23 protein-coding genes and 4 pseudogenes are annotated in these 23,515 nt (G+C 63.8%); 22 read left to right on the top strand and 5 right to left on the bottom strand.

The features are described from left to right. Positions 1-120 precede the first annotated feature (120 nt). The 15 genes and pseudogenes from RSPPHO_RS12725 (at position 121) to RSPPHO_RS20385 (ending at position 14,924) form a co-directional block, all read left to right on the top strand. Entirely contained in the window at positions 121-1,245 is a 1,125-nt protein-coding gene (locus RSPPHO_RS12725; protein WP_014415631.1) for an ankyrin repeat domain-containing protein, read from the top strand. A 27-nt stretch (positions 1,246-1,272) separates the two neighbouring features. Then, positions 1,273-2,064 carry an HpcH/HpaI aldolase family protein gene (locus tag RSPPHO_RS12720; RefSeq protein ID WP_014415630.1) on the top strand — a complete coding sequence of 264 codons (792 nt, stop codon included), beginning with the start codon at positions 1,273-1,275 and terminating at the stop codon, positions 2,062-2,064. 84 nt (positions 2,065-2,148) lie between these two features. Then, the gene (locus RSPPHO_RS12715) at positions 2,149-2,703 is read left to right on the top strand and encodes a DJ-1/PfpI family protein (RefSeq protein ID WP_014415629.1); all 555 of its coding nucleotides are present in this window, start codon (positions 2,149-2,151) and stop codon (positions 2,701-2,703) included. A gap of 77 nt (positions 2,704-2,780) precedes the next feature. Then, positions 2,781-3,326 (top strand): NAD(P)H-dependent oxidoreductase, encoded by a 546-nt coding sequence (locus RSPPHO_RS12710; protein ID WP_014415628.1) that lies wholly within the window; start codon positions 2,781-2,783, stop codon positions 3,324-3,326. 1 nt (position 3,327) lies between these two features. Next, a complete protein-coding gene (locus tag RSPPHO_RS21570; RefSeq protein WP_014415627.1) occupies positions 3,328-3,933 on the top strand; it encodes a cation:proton antiporter domain-containing protein in 606 nt (201 codons plus the stop codon). After that, a complete protein-coding gene (locus RSPPHO_RS21565) occupies positions 3,900-5,165 on the top strand; it encodes a cation:proton antiporter domain-containing protein (RefSeq protein ID WP_157879230.1) in 1,266 nt (421 codons plus the stop codon). The genes RSPPHO_RS21570 and RSPPHO_RS21565 overlap by 34 nt, the downstream gene beginning before the upstream one ends. Then, the gene (locus RSPPHO_RS12700) at positions 5,162-5,944 is read left to right on the top strand and encodes a hypothetical protein (RefSeq protein WP_041795464.1); all 783 of its coding nucleotides are present in this window, start codon (positions 5,162-5,164) and stop codon (positions 5,942-5,944) included. The genes RSPPHO_RS21565 and RSPPHO_RS12700 overlap by 4 nt, the downstream gene beginning before the upstream one ends. Positions 5,945-5,953: 9 nt before the next feature. Next, positions 5,954-8,206: an MFS transporter gene (locus tag RSPPHO_RS12695; protein WP_014415624.1), complete on the top strand. Its 2,253-nt coding sequence runs from the start codon at positions 5,954-5,956 to the stop codon at positions 8,204-8,206. Then, positions 8,203-9,222, top strand: coding sequence for an ABC transporter substrate-binding protein (locus RSPPHO_RS12690; RefSeq protein WP_014415623.1), 1,020 nt, complete (start codon positions 8,203-8,205; stop codon positions 9,220-9,222). Before RSPPHO_RS12695 ends, RSPPHO_RS12690 begins: the two co-directional genes overlap by 4 nt. Next, positions 9,219-9,914 carry a GNAT family N-acetyltransferase gene (locus tag RSPPHO_RS17985; protein ID WP_014415622.1) on the top strand — a complete coding sequence of 232 codons (696 nt, stop codon included), beginning with the start codon at positions 9,219-9,221 and terminating at the stop codon, positions 9,912-9,914. The genes RSPPHO_RS12690 and RSPPHO_RS17985 overlap by 4 nt, the downstream gene beginning before the upstream one ends. After that, positions 9,911-11,812: a PP2C family protein-serine/threonine phosphatase gene (locus RSPPHO_RS17980; protein ID WP_051013871.1), complete on the top strand. Its 1,902-nt coding sequence runs from the start codon at positions 9,911-9,913 to the stop codon at positions 11,810-11,812. Before RSPPHO_RS17985 ends, RSPPHO_RS17980 begins: the two co-directional genes overlap by 4 nt. Next, positions 11,809-12,957, top strand: a pseudogene (locus RSPPHO_RS21140) (diaminopropionate ammonia-lyase); the annotation flags it as partial. The gene RSPPHO_RS17980 and the pseudogene RSPPHO_RS21140, both read left to right, overlap by 4 nt. Before the next feature lie 18 nt (positions 12,958-12,975). Further along, positions 12,976-13,839, top strand: a pseudogene (gene tnpC / locus RSPPHO_RS21135) (IS66 family transposase); the annotation flags it as partial. Between the two features lie 33 nt (positions 13,840-13,872). Next, positions 13,873-14,517 (top strand): annotated as a pseudogene (locus RSPPHO_RS12665) (IS5/IS1182 family transposase); the annotation flags it as partial. A 239-nt stretch (positions 14,518-14,756) separates the two neighbouring features. After that, complete coding sequence (locus tag RSPPHO_RS20385) at positions 14,757-14,924, top strand: hypothetical protein (RefSeq protein WP_162138096.1); 168 nt, start codon at positions 14,757-14,759, stop codon at positions 14,922-14,924. Positions 14,925-15,036: 112 nt separating this feature from the next. Here RSPPHO_RS20385 and RSPPHO_RS12660 read toward each other — a convergent pair whose 3' ends face one another. The 3 genes from RSPPHO_RS12660 to RSPPHO_RS12650 form a co-directional block, all read right to left on the bottom strand. Further along, complete coding sequence (locus RSPPHO_RS12660) at positions 15,037-15,474, bottom strand: hypothetical protein (protein WP_041795461.1); 438 nt, start codon at positions 15,472-15,474, stop codon at positions 15,037-15,039. Between the two features lie 120 nt (positions 15,475-15,594). After that, complete coding sequence (locus tag RSPPHO_RS12655; RefSeq protein WP_041795459.1) at positions 15,595-16,179, bottom strand: GNAT family N-acetyltransferase; 585 nt, start codon at positions 16,177-16,179, stop codon at positions 15,595-15,597. 116 nt (positions 16,180-16,295) lie between these two features. Continuing rightward, complete coding sequence (locus RSPPHO_RS12650) at positions 16,296-16,898, bottom strand: superoxide dismutase (protein WP_041795457.1); 603 nt, start codon at positions 16,896-16,898, stop codon at positions 16,296-16,298. A 155-nt stretch (positions 16,899-17,053) separates the two neighbouring features. Between RSPPHO_RS12650 and RSPPHO_RS12645 the strand changes: the two genes are divergently transcribed. Beyond that, complete coding sequence (locus RSPPHO_RS12645) at positions 17,054-17,761, top strand: squalene/phytoene synthase family protein (RefSeq protein ID WP_014415614.1); 708 nt, start codon at positions 17,054-17,056, stop codon at positions 17,759-17,761. Positions 17,762-17,966: 205 nt separating this feature from the next. Continuing rightward, on the top strand, positions 17,967-18,179 hold the full coding sequence (locus tag RSPPHO_RS12640; RefSeq protein WP_041795455.1) for a hypothetical protein: 213 nt from the start codon (positions 17,967-17,969) through the stop codon (positions 18,177-18,179). Between the two features lie 74 nt (positions 18,180-18,253). Here the strand turns inward: RSPPHO_RS12640 and trmFO are convergent, their stop codons facing one another. After that, positions 18,254-19,666, bottom strand: coding sequence for a methylenetetrahydrofolate--tRNA-(uracil(54)-C(5))-methyltransferase (FADH(2)-oxidizing) TrmFO (gene trmFO / locus RSPPHO_RS12635; RefSeq protein WP_014415612.1), 1,413 nt, complete (start codon positions 19,664-19,666; stop codon positions 18,254-18,256). A gap of 204 nt (positions 19,667-19,870) precedes the next feature. On the opposite strand from trmFO, the gene RSPPHO_RS20120 reads away from it, so the two are divergent. The 5 genes and pseudogenes from RSPPHO_RS20120 to RSPPHO_RS20115 all read left to right on the top strand — a co-directional run. Beyond that, positions 19,871-20,041, top strand: coding sequence for a sugar nucleotide-binding protein (locus RSPPHO_RS20120; RefSeq protein WP_157879228.1), 171 nt, complete (start codon positions 19,871-19,873; stop codon positions 20,039-20,041). Beyond that, entirely contained in the window at positions 20,038-20,904 is an 867-nt protein-coding gene (gene rfbA / locus RSPPHO_RS12630; RefSeq protein ID WP_041795448.1) for a glucose-1-phosphate thymidylyltransferase RfbA, read from the top strand. The genes RSPPHO_RS20120 and rfbA overlap by 4 nt, the downstream gene beginning before the upstream one ends. A 326-nt stretch (positions 20,905-21,230) precedes the next feature. Next, complete coding sequence (locus RSPPHO_RS19195) at positions 21,231-21,842, top strand: acyltransferase (RefSeq protein ID WP_173391151.1); 612 nt, start codon at positions 21,231-21,233, stop codon at positions 21,840-21,842. A 111-nt stretch (positions 21,843-21,953) separates the two neighbouring features. Then, positions 21,954-22,598 carry an aminotransferase class I/II-fold pyridoxal phosphate-dependent enzyme gene (locus RSPPHO_RS22040; RefSeq protein WP_081581764.1) on the top strand — a complete coding sequence of 215 codons (645 nt, stop codon included), beginning with the start codon at positions 21,954-21,956 and terminating at the stop codon, positions 22,596-22,598. Beyond that, positions 22,550-22,726, top strand: a pseudogene (locus RSPPHO_RS20115) (transposase); the annotation flags it as partial. The gene RSPPHO_RS22040 and the pseudogene RSPPHO_RS20115, both read left to right, overlap by 49 nt. Before the next feature lie 279 nt (positions 22,727-23,005). On the opposite strand, the gene RSPPHO_RS20105 reads toward RSPPHO_RS20115, so the two are convergent. After that, positions 23,006-23,515 (bottom strand): hypothetical protein, encoded by a 510-nt coding sequence (locus RSPPHO_RS20105; RefSeq protein WP_157879225.1) that lies wholly within the window; start codon positions 23,513-23,515, stop codon positions 23,006-23,008.

Below are 23,515 nucleotides of genomic sequence, written 5' to 3'. Positions count from 1 at the left end.
TCGTTTGTCTGTCCGTTTTCCCTCCAGCGACCGAGGAGGCCCGATGACCGACACGCCCCCCCCGTTGACCCCGGCCGTCCTAGTGGCGGCCCGCACCGGCGATCTGCCCTCCTTGCGCGCTTGGCTGGCGGCCGGGGGTCCGTCAATGCCCAGGATGATGGGGGGTGGAGCCCCCTCCTGTGGGCCGCTGCTCGCGGTCAGACCGAGGCGACCCGCCTGCTTCTCGAGCACGGCGCCGATGCCGGGGGAGGCCATGGGCTTTCCGGCGCCTTGCCCGTGCATCTGGCAGGCCAAGCGGGGCGCGTGGCCTGCGTTGAGCTTCTGCTGGCCGCGAGGCCCGATCTGATCGACAGCCAATACCGGATCAACGCCCACAGCGTTTTGTTGCAGGCGGTGTTTTATGGCCACCTGGAGCTGGCTGAATTTTTGTTGGACCACGGGGCCAGCACGGCGGTGACCACGGCGCGTGGTCTGGGCCCTCTGGAACTGGCGGCCCAGTTTCAAAACGAGGCCATGGTGGCGGTCATCCGGCCCCATGATAGCCCGGCCGAGGCCAAGGCGGCGGCCTACCAGCGTTACCTTGAGAGCATCACGCCAACGGTGACGCCCGAGGAGCGCCCGCGCCAGGATCTGGCCGACCGGCTGGTTGCCGCCTTGGATCAGGGTTTGCGGGCCGCCGCCAGCGATCCGGCCAGCGTGGACGCGACCTTGGCCGAGGTGCGCCGTTTGGTCGAGGACGACGGCGCCGAGGTCAACCGTCTGGGCGGGCCCCTGTCCCAGCCGCCCCTGATCATCACGGCCACCGGGCCTAACGGGTTTCCCGCCAACCCGGCGGTGGTTCGGCTGCGTCACGAGGCGGCGCTCTATCTGCTGGACCGGGGTGCCGATCCCACGGTGCACGAGCGCCACCCCATGGGGGCGCAAACGGTGATCCGCGCCGCCGTGTTCAACCACCTGGATCTCCTCAAGGCCTGCGCCCAGGCGGTGAGTCCCGAGCGCTACACGGCGGCGATCAACGAGATCCCCCTGGTTAACGGCCTGACCGCCATGCACGACACGGTGCTGCGCGCCACCATGGCGGCGCCCGATCGCTTCGAGGGCTACCTTGATCAAGTGCGCTGGTTCGTGGCGCACGGGGGACGCTCCGACATTGAAGACTTTTCCGGCAAGACCCAGCGGGCTCTGGCCGAGGAGGCGCAGGACCCCACGGTGCGGGCCCGCCTGCTGGAAGCCTTGGACAGTTGATGGATCCCTGACACAGGAGTCTCCCCCATGGATGCGACGGGTAATCGTCCCCCCAACCGCCTCAAGCGCCGCCTTGCCGCCGGTGAGGTGTGCCTGGGGGCCACCTTGACCATGGCCAGCCCCGTGGTGGCCGAACTGTTCTCCCGCGTTGGCTTCGATTGGCTGTGGCTGGAGATGGAGCATACCACCACGTCCGACGCCGAGGTCCTGGCCATGCTCCAGGCGACCAACGGCGCCGAGACCAGCACGGTGGTGCGGGTACCCTGGAACGACAAGACCATGATCAAGCGGGTCCTCGACACCGGACCCGACGCCGTTCTCCTGCCCCTGGTCAATTCGGCCGAGGAGGCTGAGGCGGCGGTGCGGGCTGTCAAGTATCCGCCGCTGGGCGAACGCGGGGCGGGGCTGGGCCGGGCCCAGTGCTATGGCCTGCGCATGGGCGAATACCTGCAAAGCGCCAATGACGAAATCATGACCCTGGTCATGATCGAGCACGTGCGCGCCGTGGAGAACATCGAGGCCATTCTGGCCGTGCCGGGGATCGACGCGGTCATGGTGGGGGCGCTCGATCTGTCGGGCAGCATGGGGATCTTGGGCCAGACCGCCGATCCCCGGGTCGAGGACGCCATCCAAACGGTGTTGAAGGCCACCCTGGCGGCGGGCAAGCCCTGCGGCATCATTACCACCAGCGCCGACCAAGCCAACCGCCGCCTCAAGGAAGGCTTCACTTTGCTGATCGTTGGCATCGACATCCTGTTCCTTTTGGGCGGCGCCACCGGCGTTCTGGGCCAGATCGAGCGCCCCCCCGCCAAGGCATGAGGGAGCCCCCCAGGGAGTGGAGGGGTCTGGGGAGGCCCCGCCTCCCCAGCCTTCCTCTTCCCCCTTGCAAAAAGGACGGAGGCCATGAGCCGCAAGATCGCAATCCTGATCGAAAGCGACTTTTACGAGCACGAGATCTGGTACTACCACTACCGCTTTGCCGAAGCTGGCCTGGAAGCGCGCTTCGTCAGTCGGCTCTGGGGCCAACCCCAGATCACCTTCAAGGGCCACGAGTACCACGCCCCCTTCGAGTGCCGGGACAGCTTCGAGGACATCGACGACCAAGCCCTGGCCGACTACGGCGCCGTCATCGTGCCCTCGGGCATGGTGGCCGACCGCCTACGCTACACCGAGGACCTGAGCCGCCTGCCGCCGGCGGCAGCTTTCTTGCAGCGCGCCTTTGCCCGGCCGGATCTGCTCAAGGGCATCATTTGCCATGGCCTGTGGCTGACCGCCGCCGTGCCGGGGCTGGTTAAGGGGCGGCGCCTGACCTGTCATCCCAACCTCTACGGCGATGCCCTGGCGTATGGGGCGGTCTTTGTGGACGAGGATGTGGTGGTGGACGGGGACTTGGTGACGGCGCGCACCGGTAATCATGCCCACCTGCTGGCGCGGGCGCTGGTGGAGCGGTTGGGGTAGGACACGCAGGGGAAGGCTGGGGAGGCGGGGGCCTCCCCCAGACCCCTCCTTTCTGTTTGGGGGGGTGAGGTGGGGCCATGAGTTTTGTGTTGGTGGTGTTTGTGCACCCGGCAGTGCGGCGCTCGCGGCTCAACCGCTCTTTGCGTGATGCCGTGCGCGATCTTGAGGGGGTGCGGGTCCACGATCTTTATGAGACCTACCCGGATTTTTTTATCGACGTGGCGGCCGAGCAAGCGGTGCTGCGCGAGGCCGGGGCTCTTGTCGTGCAGCATCCGATTTATTGGTACTCCTGCCCGGCCCTGCTCAAGGAGTGGTTCGATCTGGTTTGGCAGCAGGGGTTTGCCTTTGGCCCCGGGGAGCGGGCGCTGGCCGGCAAGCCCTGGGTGAGCGCGGTCAGTACCGGCAGCCAGCCCGGGGCCTACCACCCCGAGGGTCTGCATCGCTTCACCTTGGAGGAAATCCTGCGTCCCTTCGAGGCCACGGCCCGGCTGTGCGGCATGACGTGGCAAGATCCCTTTGTCACTCACGACGCCGTTGGTGTGAGCGCCGAGGTTGTGCGGGAAATCGGACAGGCTTATCGCCGGCGCCTGGAGGCGTTGCGCGATGCTCTGAAAGGACCCTGACATGCTCGCCGATGCCGTGATCTATCTGGCCGCCGCCGTCGTGTCGGTGCCCATCGCCCGCATCTTGGGGTTGGGCTCGGTCCTGGGCTACCTGATCGCCGGGGTGCTCATTGGCCCTGGGGTGTTGGGGCTGGTGGGGGAAGAGGAGGGCGTGCGCCACGTCGCCGAACTGGGCGTGGTCATGATGCTGTTCCTGGTCGGGCTCGAACTGCGCCCGGCCCGGCTGTGGAGCCTCAGGGGCGCCGTGTTTGGCGTGGGCTCGGCCCAGGTCGGCGTGTCGGCGGTGGTGTTGGGGCTGGCCTTGTTCGCCGGCGGGCTGGCGTGGCCGGCGGCCCTGTTTGGCGGGCTGGCGCTGGCCATGTCCTCCACCGCAATCGTTTTGCAGGCACTGGCGGAAAAGGGCTTGCTGCGCTCGCGGGCCGGCGAGGTCTGTTTCTCCGTGCTGTTGTTTCAGGATCTGGCCGTCATCCCCATCATGGCCCTGCTGCCCTTGCTGGCGCCGAGGCCTCGGCCCATCCCTCGGCTCTGGCCGGCTGGCCGGGCTGGGTCCAGGCGCTGGCGACTCTGGGGGCGGTGGGGCTCATTGTGGGCGGCGGCCGGCTGTTGACCCGGCCGGCCTTTCGCTTCATTGCCCGCAGCCGTTTGCGCGAGATCTTTACCGCGTCGGCCTTGCTTTTGGTCCTGGCGACGGCCTTGCTGATGTCGGCGGTTGGCCTGTCGGCGGCCCTTGGAACCTTCCTGGCCGGGGTGGTGCTGGCCGACAGCGAGTTTCGCCACGAGTTGGAGAGCGATCTCGAGCCCTTCAAAGGCCTGTTGCTGGGGTTGTTTTTCATTTCCGTGGGCGCTGGCATCAATCTGCCGTTGCTGGCCGAGGAGCCGGGGACCATTGCCTTGCTGGTGTTGGGGGTGGTGGCGCTCAAGGCCCTGGTTTTGGCCGGGGTCTTGCGAGCCCTGCGGCTGGCCGGGCGTGATTGTGTGCTCAGTGCCCTGGCCTTGTCCCAGGTCGGCGAGTTTGCTTTTGTCCTGATCGGGCTGGCCAGCGTATCGGGCCTGTTTTCCGCCGAGGTGAGCGGGCTCATCACCTTGACCGTGGCCTTGTCCATGGTCACGACCCCGCTATTGCTCCTGGCCTTTGAGCGGTTGGCCCGTGTTAAGGCCGTGTCCTCGCCGGAAGCGCCCCCCGAGATTCCGGCGGGCGGCCGGGTGATCCTGGCCGGGTTTGGCCGGGTGGGGCAAATCGCCGGGCGCTTGCTCATGGCCCGCGGGCTCGCGGTGACCGTACTGGAGCACGATGCCGATCAACTGGCGGCCCTGCGCCGCTTTGGCTTCACCTTGCACTACGGCGACGCCCGGCGTCCCGACCTGCTGGCGGTGGCCGGGGCCGCCGAGGCGGATGTGCTGGTGGTGGCCACCGATGACAGGGAAACCAGCGAGACCATCGTCGCCACCGCCCGGCGCCATTTCCCCGCGCTCAAGATCGCCGCGCGCGCCTTCGACCGGGTGCACGCCTATGCCCTGGAGGACGCCGGGGCCGACCTTGTGGTGCGCGAGACCTTTGCCGGCGCCCTGGACCTTGGGGTCGGGGCTCTGACCTTGCTCGGCACCCCGGCCTATGAGGCAAGGCGGGCCGGGTTGGTGTTCGCCCGCCACGATGCCGAGGTTTACCACGCCCTGCGCACCCTCACCGAGGACAGCGCTTCGTGGGGTCTGGCCTTCCGGGCCAAGCGCGAGCACCTGGAGCGCATCTTGGCCCGCGAGGCTGCCGGGCAGGGGGACAGGCTGGGCGACGGCTGGGATCAGGTGTGTTCCGGCGAGGGCGACAGGGAGGCGAGGCCATGACGGTGAAGCCCTCCCTCCTGTGGGTCATCGGTGCCGGCGTGCTGGGTAGCGTCGTGATGGCCGTGACCTTGGTGATGGTCCTGACCGCGCTCAAGGCCGACGAGAACCTGATCAAGCTCTCGGAAAGCCGGCGGGTTTTCGTGGCGCGGCAGATGGAAGTCAAGATTCAGACCGGATTCAATATGGGGTTGTCACTGGCCAGTCAGAGCAATCTCAGTCAAAAAGTGCAAGACGTCGCGAAAAGCACCTCCCGGCTGAGTTCCCTTGAGGTGTTCGACGAAACCGGCGCCGTCTTGTTTGCGGCCGGCCCCCAGGCCGGGCGGTCCACGGTGCCCGAGGCCGTGCGCAAGGTGGTGGTGGCCCTGCCGGCCGGGCACGTCTGGTCTGGGCGCGAGCCCGAGGGGCTGCTGACGGCGCTCCCCCTGGTCAACAGCTTTGGCCAGATCGAGGGCGGGCTGCTGCTGATCAGCGGGCGCGACGCCTTGAACGTCGTATCGCGCCGTATCTTGCAAGACATCGCGATCGGCGGGCTGGGGCTGGGCGTGGTGGCGGGCGCGCTGGGGCTTGTCGCCGTCGCCCGGGTGTTTTCTGCGCCTCGCCAGGGATTTCGCCGGGCCGACGCGGCCCTGAGCGCCCTGGCCGAGCGCCATGATCCCCCCTTTGCGCCCAACCCCGACAATGCCGTCGAGCAGGCGGTTGGGGAGTTTCGTGATCGTGTTACGGCCAGTTGGCGCGCTCTTGACGAGGCCCGTCAGCGTCTCGACACCCTGGACCGGTAGGCCTGCACCATGCCCGAGCATGTTCCCCCGCCCCCTCCCGCCGCCTCCCTCGGTGTCGAGAGCCCCCGGCCCGGTCTTGTCAGTAATCCCGTGGTCCGGCTGTTTGCCGCCACCACCGTGGTTCTGGTCCTGACCATGATCCTGACCGGGCTTTATGCCTTTGGGGTCAGCCAGCGCCACCTCCTGCCCGAGCTGGATTTCAATGCCCGGGCGGTGGGGGATGCCATCGCCGAGCGGGTGGCGGTGGCCCAGGAGGTGGGGATCCCCTTTGAGCGGCTGGTGGGGATGGACGAGTACCTGGGCTCGGTCTTGGCGACCCAGTCCGAGATCGCCTACCTGGGCATGACCGATCCGACCGGTAAGGTGCTCTACCGTGCCGGGCTGGAGGCGAGTGAGATCCACCGGATCCTCACCGCCTCGCCTTCGGATGAGAGCGGGAGCCAGACGGCGGAAGACGGCTGGGCTTTTTGGTTGAGCCGGGCCAGCCTGCTGGTCTCGGGCCCCCCCTTGCGCCGCGACGCCCCCCGGGCCGGCTATTACGACACGATCCTGCCCTTGTTGTTTCAGGGGCAGCCGGTGGGCGTGTTGCACATCGGGGTTTCGGTGGATTTCTACAAGGAGGAAATCAGCGAGGAGGCCGGCGATGTCCTGATCGCCGTGGTCATTGCCTTGCTGGTGGCATTCGAGATCCTGATTGCCGTCACCACTTTGACCCTGAGCGGCCCGCTCGACACCTTGCTCGCCACCTTGCGTCAGGCGGCCCAGGGGATCTTGGTGCGCCCTGTGCAAGGCTCGGTGCGCGAAATCGACCGGCTGGCCCATCACATGGGCGGGGTGGTGGACGCCCTCAACACCGCCTTGACGGGGCTTAAGGCCCGCGTCGAAGCCCTGCGTGCCCGTTGGCCCGAGCGACAGGCCCAAGCCGCGCTGCACGACATCGACCAGGGCTTGGACACCGCCTTGCGCCCCGCCGATCCCGCCCAGACGCCCGTCGATCTGGCCTCGGTGTTCATTGGCGCGCGGGTGTGCGCCTTTCTTTTCGTGCTGGCCGAGGAGATCGCCCGGCCCTTCATGCCGGTGTTCATTCAAGCCACGGCCCAGGAGAGCGGCCTTGGCGGCAATGCTCTGCTGATCGGCCTGCCCATGTCCTTGTTCCTGCTCGTGGTAGCGCTCACCATGCCGTGGGCCGCCGGCTGGTCCGAGCGCCTGGGGCGGCGGCGCACCTTCGTGCTTGGCGCCGGGGTGTCCACCGTGGGCCTGTTGGGCACGGCCCTGGACCCGACTTTTGGCGCCTTGCTGGCATGGCGCGCCCTTTCGGGCCTTGGCTATGCCCTGACCTTTGTCGCCTGCCAGGGCCATGTGCTCGATCATGCCGGCCCGGCCCAGCGCGCCCGCGGCGTGGCGGTGTTCGTGGGCGGCATCACCGCCGCCGATATTTGCGGCCCCGCCATTGGCGGCATGCTGGCGGCGCGCATCGGCTTCGAGGCGGTGCTGGGAGTGGGTGCCGGACTGGCCCTCGGGGCTGCCGTGTTCGGGATGTGGGCCTTGCGCGGGCCCTCGGTTGTCCTTCCCTCCCCGGGGGCGGGAGTTGGCAGCATGCTGTCCTTGCTGAAAAACAAGCGCTTGGTCGTGGTGCTGCTGTTGAGCGCGGTGCCGGCTAAGGTGGTGTTGTCGGGCGCCTTGTTCTTTCTCGTGCCCCTGGTGGCCGCCGACCTTGGGGCGACCCAGGCCGAGATCGGGCGCTTGGTCATGCTCTATGGGTTGGCCGGGTTTGTGTTGGCCCAGCCCTTTGCCCGGCAGGCCGACCGCTGGTCCTTGCATGGGCTGGCGGTGGGGATGGGGGGGATGGTGGCTGGCCTGGGCCTGCTGCCGCTGTTGTTTGACGTGAGCATGCTGACCGTGAGCGGGGCCGTTCTGGCCCTGGGGGTGGGGCAGGCCCTGAGCATTTCGCCGCAACTGGCCTTTGTCCTCAAAGTGGCCGAGGACGATCTCGCCCGCGTCGGCCAAGCGCCGGTGGTCGGCCTTTATCGTCTGGTCGAGCGCCTGGGCGGGGCGAGTGGTCCTTTCATCGCCTCGGCCTTGATTGCGCCGTGCGGCTTGGGCGGGGCCATGGCGGCGCTGGGGGCCGGGGTGGCGGTGGCGGCCGTGCTGTTTTGCGTGGTGTTCTTGGTGGTGGGCGCCGCGCCCCATCCCGACGACCGCCCCGATGACCCCGCCGATGTCCTCCCCCAAGGGAATGGCCGCCGGGAGGCCGTGCGATGAGCCCGCTGTCGTGGCGTTTGGTCGGGGCGGGGCTGCTCGCCGTGCTGTTGGCAAGCGCCGGGGTCGCCGCCGCCGAGGGCGATCGCCCGCCGCCCCCCTCGCGCATTGTCATGATCCTCTTTCGCGGCGAGACCGACGTGGAGCGCGGCTTTCGCGACTTCCTGCGCGAGGAGGGGATCGAGGCCGAGATCACCGTGCGGTCCTTGGATCGCGATCTCACCCGGTTGCCCTCGGTCATCAGCGAGGTACGGGCCGCACGCCCCGATCTGGTCTACACCTGGGGAACCGGCGTGGCGCTTGGGGTATTGGGGACCTTCGACGCGGTGGCGCCAGAGACCCACATTCACGACCTGCCTGTCCTGGCCACCATGGTGTCGTCGCCGGTGGGCTCGCGGTTGGTCGAGCACCTGGGGCCCTCGGGGCGCAACTTCACCGCGGTGTCCCACTTGGCTTCCCTCTCGAGCCAGTTGAACGCCATGCGGGCCTATCGCACGGTCACGCGCTTGGCGGTTCTTTATAACCCCATCGAGTCCAACGCCGCCGATACGGTTACGGCGTTGCGTGCCCTGTGTGCGACGGAGGGTATCGACCTCGTGGCCGAGCCGGTGCCGCTTGATGCCACGGGCCGCCCGAGGGCCGATGTCCTGCCCGATCTGGTGGCCAAGGTCGCGGCGCGCGAACCGCAGTTTCTTTATATTGGTCCCGACACGTTTATCGGGGACAACCGCGACACCGTGACCAGCGAGGCCATCCGCCATCGCATTCCCGTCTTTACCGGCACCGAACTCGAAATCCGCGCCTCCAACGCCATGCTCGGTCTGGTGGCGCCTTATTACACCCTGGGCAAGCTGGCCGGCTTCAAGGCCCAGCAGATCCTGGTCAACAAGGTGGACCCGGGCAGCTTGCCGGTCGAGACCCTGAGCCGGTTTACCTATGTCGTCAAAATGAGCGTCGCCCGGCAATTGGGGCTCTATCCGCCCATGGCCGTGCTCGACTACGCGGAGATTGTGCCATGACCGCGTGGCGCGAGCCGGTCGGCGACCTCTGGCTCACCGGGCGGGTCCTGGGGCCCGAGGATTTCCCCACGGTCCGGGCCTTGCACCACCAAAGTCTCGTGGGACAGCCCCCCGGGCTCGTCAATCCCGAAACCGACGCCTTTTTGGCCGACCACCTGGGCGCGCTGGGCCTGACTCTCGGGGTGTTCGGCGGCGACGGCGTTCTGGTCGCCTATGCCATTCTCGGCCTGCCCACTGCCGAGGCCGCGTACAACTTCGGGCGCGTCGTCGGGGTCGCCGATCTCGGGCGGGTGGCCCATCTCGATGGCGTGGCCGTGGCCCCGGCGTGGCGGGGACGGGGGCTGCACCGGGGCTTGGTCACGCGGCGACTGACGCTCGCGGCCGAGGCCGGGCGCCGGGTGGTGGTGGCGACCATCGCTCCCCTCAATCGGCCCAGCCTGCGCACCGCGCTCGGCGCCGGCCTGCGGGTGCGGGCTGTGCACCCGATGTTTGCCAGCCGCGCCTTGCGTTTTCTCGTGGTTCGCGATCTGGAGGGCGAGCCGATGCTCGAGACGACCCAACCGCTCCGCCTGCCCCTTGGCGCGACCGAGGCCTTGCACGAGCGTCTCGTTCAGGGCTGGCGTGGCTATGCCCTCGACGAGGCGGCCGACCACCTGCTCCTCGCCACCGAGCGCGCGGGAGACGGGTCATGATGCTGCGCACCCGGCTGACTCTCGGCATCTCGCTGTGCTTCGTGGCCGTAACCGCCATCGTGGCCCTGGAAGGCCGCTTGCGCTTGAGCGAAGCCGAGCACCGTTTCGAGCGCGCCGAAATCGCCGGCAACCGCAACGCCTGGACCGGGGTGGCCAGCGCCGAACTGCGGGGCCTGCGCGACGAGTTGTCCGCCTTGCCCAACAGCGATGCCATCGTCCAGGCGCTGGCCGATCCCGCCCGGCTCGCCGAGGGCAGTGCTCCCGATCCCCAGCCGTTTTTGGCCGATTTGCTGGAGCGCATTCGTTTGCGCCTGCCCGGGGCCCACCTCGAGGTGGTGCGCGCCGATGGCAGTGTCGTCTATCTCTCCCATCCTGGTCCCGTGCGCTTTCTATCCGGCTCCCGGCTGGCTGCGGTGCTGGCCACCACCCAGGGGATCAGCGGTCTCGTCGGCTCCCCGACCGTGGTGGTGGGGGCGGGGGCGCCGGTTTTCACCCGTCTGGGCGCCGCCGGGGCGGTGGCTTTGGTCACCGAGGCCGAGCGCCTGCTGCCCGAGGTCCAGGCCAACACCGCCGCCTCGGTCTCTTTGCTGTCCCCCGCCGGCCTCGTGCTGGCCCAGCAAGACGGCAGCGAAGGGGAGGGCGGCGCAAACCCAGGGAAAGGGCAGCCCCCCAGCCCCTGGCCCGGCGACGTGGCCCAGATCATCCAGGCGCCCGACAGCGGCGGGCTGGTGCGGGTCAGTCACGCCGGCCGCATGATCGAAAGCACCTTGCTCCCCCTGGCGGCCATCGACGGCGAGCGGGCGGCCGTGCTCGCCGTGTCCCGCGACATCACGCCGGCTTGGCGCCGCGCCGTTGTGCTCTCCAGCCTCAGTTATGCGCTGGTGGGGGCCGAACTGGCCCTGTTTCTGGCCGGGCTCTTTTGGTATCTGCGGGTGTCGTTTCGTCCGCTCAATGCCGCGATCCGGGTGCTCAACGCTTTGTCGCGGGGCGATACCTCGGTGCAGGGTCTGCCCACCACGGGCCAAGATGAAATTGGCCGTCTCGCCCGGACCATGGAAATCTTTCGCCGCAACCAGAAGCTCCTCGCCGAGACATCGGCCGCTAAGGAGCGCATCGACAGCGAGTTGTCGGTGGCCCGCGATATTCAAAGCCACATCGTGCCCACCACCTTCGTCTTTCCCGGCCATCCCGAGTTCGATCTCCATGCGGTCATGGAGCCGGCCAAGGCGGTGGGCGGCGATCTTTATGATTTCTTTTTGCTCGATGAGCGGCGCTTGTTTTTCCTGATCGGCGATGTCTCCGACAAGGGGGTGCCCGCCGCCTTGTTCATGGCTATCGCCAAGGCTCTGTTCAAAAACGAGGCCATCGACCGCGAGGGCACGCTGGCCGAGGTCATGGGGCGCGTCAACCGCCAACTCACCCTCGACAACCCCTCGGAAATGTTCGTGACCGTGTTTGCCTGCGTCCTCGACCTCGATACCGGGATCGTGACCTACGCCGATGGTGGCCACGAGTTGCCCGTGCGTTTGTCGCCCGAAGGCCGGGTCGAGGTGCTCAAAAAGCAAGGCGGGCTCGCCTTGGGGTTCATGGCGGACTACCTCTATACCACCGCCGAGATTCACTTGGCCCCCGGCGATGCCTTGTTGCTCTACACCGACGGCGTCAACGAGGCCATGAACCCCGAGCACGAGATGTTCAAGGTCGAGCGTATCACCGAAACCTTGCAAGGAAATGTCGCGGCCAGCGGCGGTGCCGCCCAGATTGCCCGCACCTTGCTGGGCGCCGTGCATGGCTTTGCGGCGGGTGCCCCGCAAAGCGACGACATCACCATCTTGGCCCTGCGCTGGAAGGGGCCGCGCGCCTTGGTCGGTGCCGGGGAACAGGGGAGGGAGGCATGACCAGAGGGCTGGTTCTGGCGGTGCATCGGGAAGGCGACTGGGAGCCGGCGCTGGAGGCGCTGTTGCCCCGGGCGGCCTGTGACGAGGCCCAGGCGGCCATCGCCCGCTGGCCGGCCTCGCACCCCACACCGCTTTGGACCATGCCCGGGCTGGCCCAGGCGCTGGGGCTGGGCCATCTGTGGATCAAGGACGAGGGGTGCCGCCTGGGTGTGGGCAGTTTCAAGGCGTTGGGGGCGCCCTACGCGTTGGTCCGGGCTCTTGCGCGCCGCCTGCCCGGGGTGTCGCCCCAGGCCCTCATGGCCGGGGAGGCCCGCGACGCCTGTGCCGCGTTCACGGCCGCCGCCGCCACCGATGGCAACCATGGTCGGGGGCTGGCCTGGGGCGCCGCTCAGGTGGGGTGTCGGGCGGTGATTTTCGTCCCGGCGGCCATCAGCCCCGGCCGCGTTCAGGCGCTGGAAGCCCTGGGGGCCCAGGTGGTGCGGGGGCTTGGCAGCTATGACGACGCTGTCGCCCAGTGTGCCGCCACCTGTCGCCGCGAGGGCTGGCTGGAGATCACCGACACCCTCAGCCCCGGCCGGGTCGATCCCGAGATCAGCGCCACCGTCACCGACATCATGGCCGGCTACACCGGGCTGATCGATGAAAGTTTGGCCGATGGCGCCGCCCCCACCCATGTGGTGGTCCAGGCCGGTGTCGGCGGATTGGCCGCCGCCGTGGCTGGGCGTCTGTGGCAGCGGCTGGGGGCGGCGCGGCCTCGCCTGATTGTTGTCGAGCCCGAACGCGCCGCCTGTGTCCAGGCCAGCGCCCGCGCCGGGCAGCCCACCCCGGCCGATGGCGATCTCAACACCGTGATGGCCGGGCTGGCCTGCGGCGAAGTGTCGCTGCCCGCCTGGGCTCTGGTGCACGCGGCGACCTGCGCCTTTCTGGCCATCCCCGACAGCGCCGCCGTGACCGCCATGCGGCGATTGGCCCAGCCCCTCCCCGGGGATCCGGTCGTTGTTGCCGGCGAGACCGGCGCCGCTGGGGTGGCCGGTTTGCTGACCTTGGTCCCTCACCCAGACTGGTGTGAGGCGCTCGACTTGGGGCCTGACAGTCGGGTGCTCGCTTTTGTGACGGAGGGGGCGACGGATCCGGCGCTGTATACCGCGCTGGTCGCTTGTTCGGGGGACGCGGGGCTGCCGCCCCGGGCCCCGCCTGGGGCGATGCCCCAGCACAGTCACCACGTCAGCTTCGAGCGCCTCGCCCGGATGCTGAAGGAGCTGTTTGGGCTGAAAATCTCGGAAGGGGCGATCGCCAACGCCTTCCGCCGTCTCGAAACCAGCCTGACGGCGGCCTGCGCGGCCATCAAGACGAGAATCATGCAGGCGGATGTCATCGCCTCGGACGAAACCACGGCGCGGGTCGAGGGCAAAACCCACTGGCAGTGGGTGTTCGTGACCGATACGGCCGTTCTGCACGACATCAAGCCCAGTCGGGCGCGCGCCGTCGTGACATCGGTTCTGGGCTTGCACCGGCCGGAGGTCTGGATCTCGGATCGCTACGCTGGGCAGCAGGACCTGGGCCAGGTTCACCAAGTCTGCCTCGCCCATGTTTTGCGGGATGTCCAATACGCCATCGATTGCGGGGATACGGTCTTCGCCCCCCGGATCCGGGATCTTTTACGCTGGACCATCCGCATCGGCAAACGAAAGCCAAGGCTCAAGGACACCACCTTGGCGACCTACGCCGGCAGAGCCGAGCATCGCCTGGACGTGCTGCTGAGCGTTCCGGCCGCCCATCCCGCCGGGCGGACCCTTCAGCACCAGATCAAGGCGTGGCGTGGGAAGTTCTTCGTCTTCCTGGCCGACCGCCGGGTGCCGTCGACGAACAACATCTGCGAACGCGAAATCCGGCCCTCGGTGGTGTTTCGCAAGGTGACCAATGGCTTCCGCTCCGCTTGGGGAGCACAAATCCACGCCGGATACCGATCCATCACTGGAACCGCTCGGACACCTCGAAAAACCCTGGCTCTGAGCGGTGTCTGCTGATTCAATAAGCCCCAGGCCGTGTTGGAGGGAACGATGGGTCGGCAGCCTGGGTTCTTCGATCTTGAAGAGCGGTATGCGGAGTTGTCGAAGGCGGGCGACCCGCTGGAGAAGCTGCTGAGGGTGGTGAGCTTCGAGGCGTTCCGCTACCGGCTGGACAAGGCGTTGAACCGCAGCGACCGAGCCCGGGGCGGCCGTCCGCCCCATGACGCGGTTTTGATGTTTAAGATCCTGGTGCTTCAGGCGCTGTACAACCTGTCCGACGATCAGGCGGAGTTCATGATCAACGACCGCCTGACGTTTAAACGCTTTCTCGGCCTAGGGCTGGCGGACAAGGCGCCGGACGCCAAGACGATCTGGCTGTTCCGCGAGACGCTGACCGAGGCCAACGCGATCGAGAAGCTGTTCGCGGTGTTCGACGCCAAGCTGAAGGAAGGCGGCTATCTGGCGATGTCGGGGCAGATCATCGACGCCACCATTGTGGCGGCGCCGCGTCAGCGCAACGACGACGACGAGAAGCAGGCGATCCGCGAAGGGCGCATCCCTGACGGCTGGGAAGAGACCCCGCACAAGCTGGCCCAGAAGGACAGGGATGCTCGCTGGACCCTGAAAAGGGCCAGAGCGAAGACGCCGAAGGCGGAAGGCGCCAAGGGCGTCGAGATCGCCATCCCGATATTCGGGGTGCCGGAAGAGCCCAAGGCGGTGGTTGCCGAGGTCGGTGCCGGAAGAGCCGAAGGCGGTGGTTGCCGAGGTGGTGCCGGAGGCGCCCAAAGCAGTGGTTGCCGAGGCGGTGCCTTTCGACTCGGAAGCGGAGGCGGCTAAAGAGGCCCGGGAGAAGGTGGCTCGGTACGATCTGGAGACCATTCCCGGCCTTGGCGATCTGGACGGTGTAACCGGCCTTGCCCCGCTGGAAGAGATTTTTGAAGCGGATCTGGACGAAGAAGAAGAGGAAGCCCCCCTTTTCGCCCCTCTCCCATCAGGCCTCGCTGCTCGAAACCCGGCTGTCCGGGGAGCAACGCCACGAACTTGAGGAAGTGTTGCACGAACTGGAGGACTTGCGGCGTATTCTGTTCCAAGCCGGTGTTTGAGAGACACGCTGCCTCTCCCTCTTGCTTCCTCCACAGACGCAGGGGGCTGGGGAGGGGCACTCCCCAGCCTTCTTTGTTCAGTCCACCGCCAGGGGCAGGACCTCCCCGTTTTTCACGGCGTCCAATCAATCGTTAACCCTTCCGGCGCCAGCCAGGGTGTGGTCTCCGCGGTGAGGGTAGCGCGGGGTGTGATCTTGACCCCGACAAAAATCGCCCAGGGGCCATGGGTATCCTTGTAGGCCACGCTGACGGGCTGCCCATCGGCGGCGCCCAGAGCCTCGATCATCTGGCCAGCGACAGCCTCGGTCATGCGAACCGTGTCGGCCATCCAGGGGCCGAGAACAGGGCCCATCATCCAGGGGGCTAGGGCAAGGAAAGGGGCGAGAGGGCCTTCCATCGGCGCCTCGTCGGGGGGATCCGTGCGCTCCGAGGCGGGCAGGAGGGCCAACCAGGGATGAAAAGCGGCCCATGGTCCGAGCCACGTCTCCATCATGGTGCGCAAGCTGCCGGCGCTTTTGTCGTCGAAGGGAAAGGGGAAGAACCCGGTCATAACGCCGCCTCGTGCTGTTGACTTTCGCAGCACCATACCGCGTCGCACAATTTCCGTCCAGACACCCCCCAGGAGAGGAGGGGGCTGGAGAGGCCTGTCTTCCCAGTCATTCCCCGTGTGTTAAACCGCCCGTGCCATCAGCAAGGCCCGCCGCGCCGACAGGCGATCGTGCGAGGGGAGGGTGACTTGGCCGGTGATGGTGAAGCCCAGGCGTTCATACAAGGCGATCGCCCCTTTATTGGTGGACCAGACATGGAGGGAAACTCGGGGGATCTTGCGGGCGCCGGCCATGCCTAACACCTCGGCAATCAAGGCCACACCGATGCCGACGCCCCGTTGGGTGGGGACGACCGCCATGGTGCTTAGATAGAAGCTGCCGGGGTCGCGCGCCTGAAACAGGGGGGCAAGATGGGTGGTGCGGTCTAAGGGGATCATGTCGAGGGCGAGTTCGTCGAGTCGTTCGACGGGAAAGGCATTGACCATGCCGAGGACCTGCCCCTCCCTTTCCGCCACCCGGCACTCGGGCCAGCCCAAGGGGCCGTCGCCGGCCTCAATCAAGTGGGCGAGAATCGCTTGGGCCGACAGATCGGGCACCAAACCGTCGAGGAGGAATTCATACAATCCTTCGCCGGCTTGCAGCATGAGGGCCGCAATGGGGAGGGCATCGGCGTCCGTGGCGTCGCGAATGGTCAAGGCGTTGGACATGGCCGTCTCCTTCAGACGACTCCGGGCAGGGGGACGGGCCGTCCCGCTCCCTGCGCCGGGAGAATCATGAGTCCCAGTCCCTGGGGCTGTCCCCAAAGGGAGAGGGGCCCCGGGATTTACTGCGCCGCCTGGAAATTGGAAGCGACGAAGTCCCAGTTTATCAGATGATCGAGGAAGGTTTGGACAAAATCGGGCCGGCGGTTCTGGAAATCGAGATAATAGGCATGCTCCCAGACGTCGCAGGTGAGCAGGGGCACTTGACCGCTGGTCAGGGGAACATCGGCGTTGCCGGTTTTGGTCAGGCGCAGAGTCCCCTTGTCCAAGACCAGCCACGCCCAGCCGCTGCCGAACTGACTCACAGCGGTTTGCTTGAACTGATCCTTAAAGGCATCGAAGGAGCCAAAGGCGGCCGTCAGGGCGTCGAGCAGGGCGCCGCTTGGGGTCCCGCCGCCGCCGGGCTTCAAACCACTCCAGAAGAAGGTGTGATTCCACACCTGGGCGGCATTATTAAACACCCCGACACGCGACGGATCGCCGTGGGTTTCGCGGATGATTTCCTCCAGCGACTGCGTCGCAAGCGGGGTGTCGGCGATCAGGGCGTTCAGGTTCGTGACATAGGCGTTATGATGCTTGCCATGGTGGAACGACAGGGTTTGCGCCGACATATGGGGCTCGAGGGCGTCCTGGGCGAAGGGGAGGGGCGGGAGAACAAAAGCCATCGCGGAGACTCTCCATCGGAAAAAAGGGCGGGCAGCCTTTTGCGGCGCGCCCGGGTGCTCCAGATTTATGGCTGGAACTTCGCGTTGTGAAGGGTACGCCACCAAAAACCCCTCGTCTCGTTTATGTCGCTCGCGTCATGAGGAAATAGCTCGCCATGCCGTCCCTTGCCCTCCCCCCCCTTTACCGCTTGGTGCTGGAGGAGGATCCCGATCGCTTCCAGACCGCCTTGTATGCGCCGGCCGGACATCGCGATGCCCTGATGACCCTGTATGGCCTGGATGCCACCGTGGCCCGCATTGCGCCTGCGGTGAGCGAGCCGGTGCTGGGCCTGATGCGGCTGCGCTGGTGGCAAGAGGTTGTGGCCGGCACCACGGCGGCGGCGGGGCACCCGGTGGCCGAGGCGCTGCCCGCCCTGGTCGGGCGGTTGGGCCACGCGGCGTTGGCCGGGGTGCTGGCCGCCCACGCCGCCGCGCTGGAGTCCCCGCCCACGACACCCCAGGCGCTGGAGGCCTCTTTGGAAGCGACCAGCGGTCAGGCGTTGGCCCTGGCGGTGCGTGTGTTAAACGGGGCCGGACAGGCCGAGGAGGCTGCGCGCCATGTGGGCACGGCCTGGGGGCTCCTCACCGTGGCGCGCGCGCAGGAGCGGGGAGGCGAAGACGACCTTTTGCGAGACCGGGCGCGGCACCGGCTCGCGGCGGGGCGGGCGCTGGGGCAGGGCATCCCGCGTCGATGCCTCTCGCCGCTGTTGCTGGCCGTCTTGACCGAGGCCTCGTTGAACCGCCGGGCGCGTGGTGTGTTGGATTCTGGGCGCCGGGTTCACCCTGGGCGTCTCGCGCTGGCCCTCCTTGGCGGGCGTTTTTAGCGCGAGGACCTGCTTGTCCCTCAGGGACCCAAAACGCGGCCTTTGAAAAAACCTCGAGTGGTATAAGCTTTCTTTAAGGTCTACACTGTTAGACAAGAAGGACCGGAAATCCAACGGGCCGGCCTTCGTGCCGGTGGAGAATCTGACAGAAGTAATATCCCTTTTGTCCGAAACTGACTCCGCCCATAAAGTTAAGGAGGCGACCATGCCTCGAAGCCACTATACCCTGCGCCATCATCTCTCCGCTGTTTTGGCTGTTTTGGTGATGAGCCTCGTCATGGCCCAGGTCATTCAATTTGGTGAGGCGCGGCTCGGCGGGCGCCTGAAGCCACCCCTGGCCGGCGAGACGGCCTCCATCCAGCCCCCGTCGTCCTCCGCGTGGGGGCAGGCCGTTCTGCGCTTGGCGGGATTGCATTAGCGTGATCCGCGAACCGATCGGGCCTTGAAATCGGAAAGGCTGGGGAGGCGGGGCCTCCCCAGGTTCCTCGGCCCTTAAAGGGTCTCGCGCGCGGTGGGGAGCGGCGCTTCCGCCCGGGGGCGGTCGGTCTCGGCCCACGGCGACGCGGTGAGCAGCCAGGGGGTCAGATCGGTGAGGGCACGCCGGGCGGTGCCGATCTTGCGCTCGCGGCCCTTGGGGATCTTGGGCTTGGCGCCCGGACGGGCAACCACCGGATCCAGCGGCGGAAACAGCCCGAAATTGATGTTCATCGGCTGATAGCTCTCGGCATCCGCGTCGCCGGTGACGTGGGCCAGCAAGGCGCCCAGCGCGGTCGTTGGCGGCGGCGCGGGCAGCTCTAGGCCCAGAATCTCGGCAGCGGCAAAGCGACCGGCCAGCAACCCGACTGCCGCGCTTTCCACATATCCCTCGCACCCCGTGATCTGGCCGGCAAAGCGCAGATGAGGCTGACTTTTGAGGCGCAGGCGGCGGTCGAGAACGCGCGGGCTGTTGAGAAAGGTGTTGCGGTGCATGCCGCCCAGGCGGGCAAACTCGGCCTGCTCCAAGCCCGGGATCAGGCGCAAGATCGACACCTGATCGCCATGACGCAGGCGCGTTTGGAAGCCTACCATGTTGTAAAGGGTGCCCAGGGCGTTGTCCTGGCGCAACTGGACCACGGCGTGCAAGCGCCGCTCCGGGGCCTTCGGGTCGCGCAGGCCCACGGGTTTCATCGGGCCAAAGGCCAGGGTCTCGTGACCGCGGGCGGCCATGACCTCGATAGGCAGGCAGCCATCGAAGTAGGGAACGCCCTCCCACTCACGCGGCGGGGTGACAACGGCGGCCAGCAGGGCCTCGACAAAGCGGTCGTATTCGTCGCGGTCGAGGCCACAATTGATGTAATCGCGGCCGTCGCCCTTGTCGTAGCGCGACTGGAACCACGCTTTCTCGAAATCAATGCTGTCGCGATGCACGATCGGGGCGATGGCGTCGAAAAAGGCGAGGCTGTCGGTGCCGGCGGCGGCCTGGATGGCCTGGGCCAACGGCTCGGCGGTGAGCGGGCCGGTGGCCACGATCACCGGGCCGGCCTCGGGGGCGGGCAACTCGGTGACTTCACGCCGCTCGATGGTAATCCCCGGATGGTCGGCCAGGGTCTTGGCGATATGGGCCGAGAAGCCCTCGCGATCAACCGCCAAGGCCCCTCCCGCCGGAACCCGGGTGGCGTCGGCGCTGTGTAAGATCAAGGAGCCGGCCCGGCGCATTTCCTCGTGCAGCAGCCCGACGGCGTTGAACAACGGATCGTCAGCACGCAAAGAGTTTGAGCACACCAACTCGGCCAGGGCGTCGGTGCGATGGGCCGGGGTGGTGCGCTGAGGGCGCATTTCGATGAGCCGGACCGAGAGGCCAGCGCGGGCGGCTTGCCAAGCGGCCTCGCACCCGGCGAGACCGCCGCCAAGGATGGTCAGGGACACATGTTGTCTCCGTCAAGGGGCCAGGAAGGGAGGGGTCTAGGGAGGCTCGCCTCCCCAGCCGTCTCATTTTTATTCACCGACGTTCATGCCCGCTGTATACGGCCCCGGCCAAAGGCTGTCCACCGCAGGGGCCTGGGTTGACAAGGCGAGCGGGGTAGGAGACTTATCCGGCGTTGAAGCCTCGGGGAGGGAGAGCGCGTTGCAATGGACATGGAGGCCTCCCGGGCATTCGTTTTTCGCCCAAAAAACTCCCGGCTCGACTGTACAAAGCTCAAAAATAATTTTGATATTGTTTTGCCTCATTGGCAAAAAAGTCTAGATCGAGTTATTGATGAGCTTTTTGCTCTCTCTTCTCGACAGGAAAGAAGATCATGAAGGGAATTATCTTAGCGGGCGGCTCCGGTACCCGCCTTTATCCTGTGACACGGTCTATCAGCAAGCAGCTTTTGCCAGTTTATGATAAGCCTATGGTTTATTTCCCGCTCACTACCCTTATGCTAGCGGGTATCCGAGATATTTTAATTATAACTACCCCCTACGATCAGTCGTTATTTCAAACGATGCTCGGTGACGGGTCACAATGGGGAATTGCACTTACTTACGCCATCCAGCCTTCCCCCGATGGACTAGCTCAAGCTTTTATTATCGGTCGTGAGTTTGTTGGACAAGATCCGGTTGCTCTTGTGCTTGGCGACAACATTTTTTACGGCCATGGCCTTACCTCACTTCTGCGTGAGGCGGGAAAGGTAAAGACAGGAGCACAGGTTTTTGCTTATGGTGTGCGTGATCCAGAGCGATATGGTGTTGTTGAGCTAGATCCTTCGGGCAGAGCACTGAGTATCGAAGAAAAACCCTCTGTACCTAAATCTCGTTGGGCGGTAACAGGTCTTTATTTTTACGATAACCGCGTTATTGAGATCGCTAAATCCATTCAGCCCTCGGCCCGAGGCGAGTTGGAAGTTACATCAGTGAACGCTGTTTATCTAGAAATGGGCGAACTGACCGTCGCGCGTATGGGGCGGGGTTACGGCTGGTTTGATACTGGAACCCATGACAGCCTGCTCGAGGCTGCTGAATTTGTGCGCACCTTACAGAACCGTCAACGGATTCAGATTGCCTGTCCCGAGGAAGTCGCTTTTGACGCCGGCTGGATCGATGCGGAACAGGTGGCACGCCTCGCCGAGCCCTTGCGTAAAAATGAGTATGGGCGTTATCTTTTTGAGCGTATCGGTCGTTAGACCTCTTCTCTTTTTTTGAAGGTATCGGTGTGATTTCATGACCCATCACGCTAATGCTTGATATGACGACGAGGACGACGCGTCAAGCAAGGTGAAGAAACTTCAATCCGATAGCCATCGGATCGCTCGTGCCCAGCTCCCGCGGCTCGATCCGGTGGTTATTTTGCCAAATTCCTCTTGTGTTGCAAAAAATATTTTTCCAAAACCTCTAAATTTAAGTATAATTCATTTTTATACGTCTATGTGGCTCTAAAAGCTAAGGCCTTATTTTTAAAAAACATATTTTTATTTTGTTTTTTGTTTTAATTAAGAAAAAGGAGGGCTCTATGACATGCCGCCATGAATTTCAGAATCCTTTTGATCAAGGATACTTTGAATCAGAAGATTTGATGGCTTTTGGCTTTAAAAAAATTGGTAAAAATGTAAAGATAGCAAAGAATTCAACGATTATTGGTTTAAATAATATAGAAATAGGAAGCAATGTTCGCATTGACGGCAATGTTGTTATATCGTCATATTCAGGATATATTTCGATTGGCAACTACATTCACATAGGAAGTGGCTGTTATATCGGATGTTCTGGGGGTGTAACCTTATCAGATTTTTCTGGACTATCACAAGATGTTAAAATTTATTCTAGTTCAGATGACTATTCAGGAAAATCACTAACAAATCCTACTGTTCCACACAATTATTTGAATGTGAAGGTTGCCCATGTTTTTTTAGGAAAACATGTTATTATTGGGTCTGGAAGCGTTATATTGCCTGGTGTTTCTATAGAAGACGGATCTTCTGTTGGGGCATTGTCTTTGGTTTCTAAATCCCTTGAGGGCTGGGGTGTTTATGCAGGGGCTCCAGCGAAAAAAATCAAAAAAAGAAGCGATGATTTGTTGCGGCTTGAAGAGCAGCTTATGATGGATTTGAAAAATAATTCCTAGAGTTGATGAAAATTGCATCTTCATCAAAGGCACTCGCTGGTGTTTTTTCTAGGTTTTTGATTAACTCTGATTTGTATAAATTTTTTTGAACTTAAAACATCAAAATCAACAATGGTACTAAGGAAAGGTGGAGATATGATTCCGGTTYTTCGCCCAAAGCTTCCTGTCGCCAAAGATATAATTCCGTATATTGAGAGAATAGATGAGGCACGTTGGTATTCAAATTTTGGACCTCTCCATAATGAGTTTAGATTACGCATTGCAAGACATTTTAACCTTGGCGCTGATCAAGTAATATTTCTTTCTAATGCTACCGTAGGAATTGCCCTTGCCCTCCAGGCCGTTGGATTGAAGCGTGCCGGAAATCGGTGTGTATGTCCGTCCTGGACTTTTGCTGCGACGCCTCATGCCATCGTCCTGGCCGGAATGTCGCCGGTGTTCGCCGACGTCGATGCGACGACATGGACACTTAATGTCGATCAAGTGGAAAACGACGACATCCATAACACAGCGGGTGTTGTCGTCGTTTCTCCATTCGGCGGAATAGTCGATATGGATCGTTGGGAGCGTTTTGCAGAACGCAGCGGTGTTCCTGTCGTTTGTGATGCCGCTGCTAGTTTTGATGCTGTCGGTCGGGGGGAATTCCGGATCGGAACCATTCCTATAGTTATTAGCCTACACGCTACCAAGCCTCTCGGGGCAGGTGAACGGACGTCGTGGGGATCTTTCCCAACGAAGCCGCCATCACTCGCCTGATCGGGGCCATCTTGATGGAGCAAAATGACGAATGGGCCGTCCAGCGTGCCCGCTATATGACGCTGGAATCCGTCGCCCCCTCGGGCGATGATCCCCTCTCATGCTTGCCGTCCGTCACGGCTGCCTGATCACTCCGGCCAAACCTCCCGGAAAGAAAACGGCGACCACCCTATTACACCACGCAATGGGACACGACCTTGCCTTAACCGTGGCGATGGACTTTATATAATTTCGGAAAATTCATAGAAAGACTTCTCGGATCAGAAGGTTTGCCAAGGGAGTGGTGAGCCATCTTTCCCCACGCAAGATCGTGATGCATAGCCAATCCATTTCAAAATGCTTTTGAGATTTTGAATCACATTCAGCATCCAACGTGATCTCGAGTGTCAAAAATCTCTAGAAAAATATTATTTGGCATCAATTTTACCAGAATCTTCCTTGAATATGAATTCGTTAGCAAATTTATTTATCACACCATTAAACCAACTATGGGTTTCTATTCTAAAATAGTTAGGGTCTTTTATTAGGTTGGCATTCATCATCATGAACACATGATCAGATAGAAGCTTAAGACTATCAACGCGAATTTTGTCGCGCTCATTAATTGGACGAGACGCCCCTTCTACCTCTCGCCACCCACATTTTAAAAAATGCTCATATCCAGATGCGATATCTCCTTCAGCTACCGCTTTGTATACATCTGGGTTAGCCTTTAGATACTGACCTTCATCAAACTCTCTTAATCCGATAGTAGACCAAACAGGACAAGGTAAACGACCTTCTTTTGCCCCAAAACTGATCCAATGCTCATATCCTGACTGCACGGACCCATTTTTTACAGCATTAGCTACATCTGGATTCGTGATCAGATAAAACTCTTCATCGAACTGCATTGGTTTTTTTTCACTGCTTTCCAT

Origin of the sequence: Pararhodospirillum photometricum DSM 122 (genome assembly GCF_000284415.1) — a bacterium.
In the GTDB taxonomy this organism is placed as follows: Bacteria; Pseudomonadota; Alphaproteobacteria; order Rhodospirillales; family Rhodospirillaceae; genus Pararhodospirillum; species Pararhodospirillum photometricum.
The sequence above is the reverse complement of the archived record's forward strand: the minus strand, read 5'-3'. Positions and strand labels throughout refer to the sequence as shown.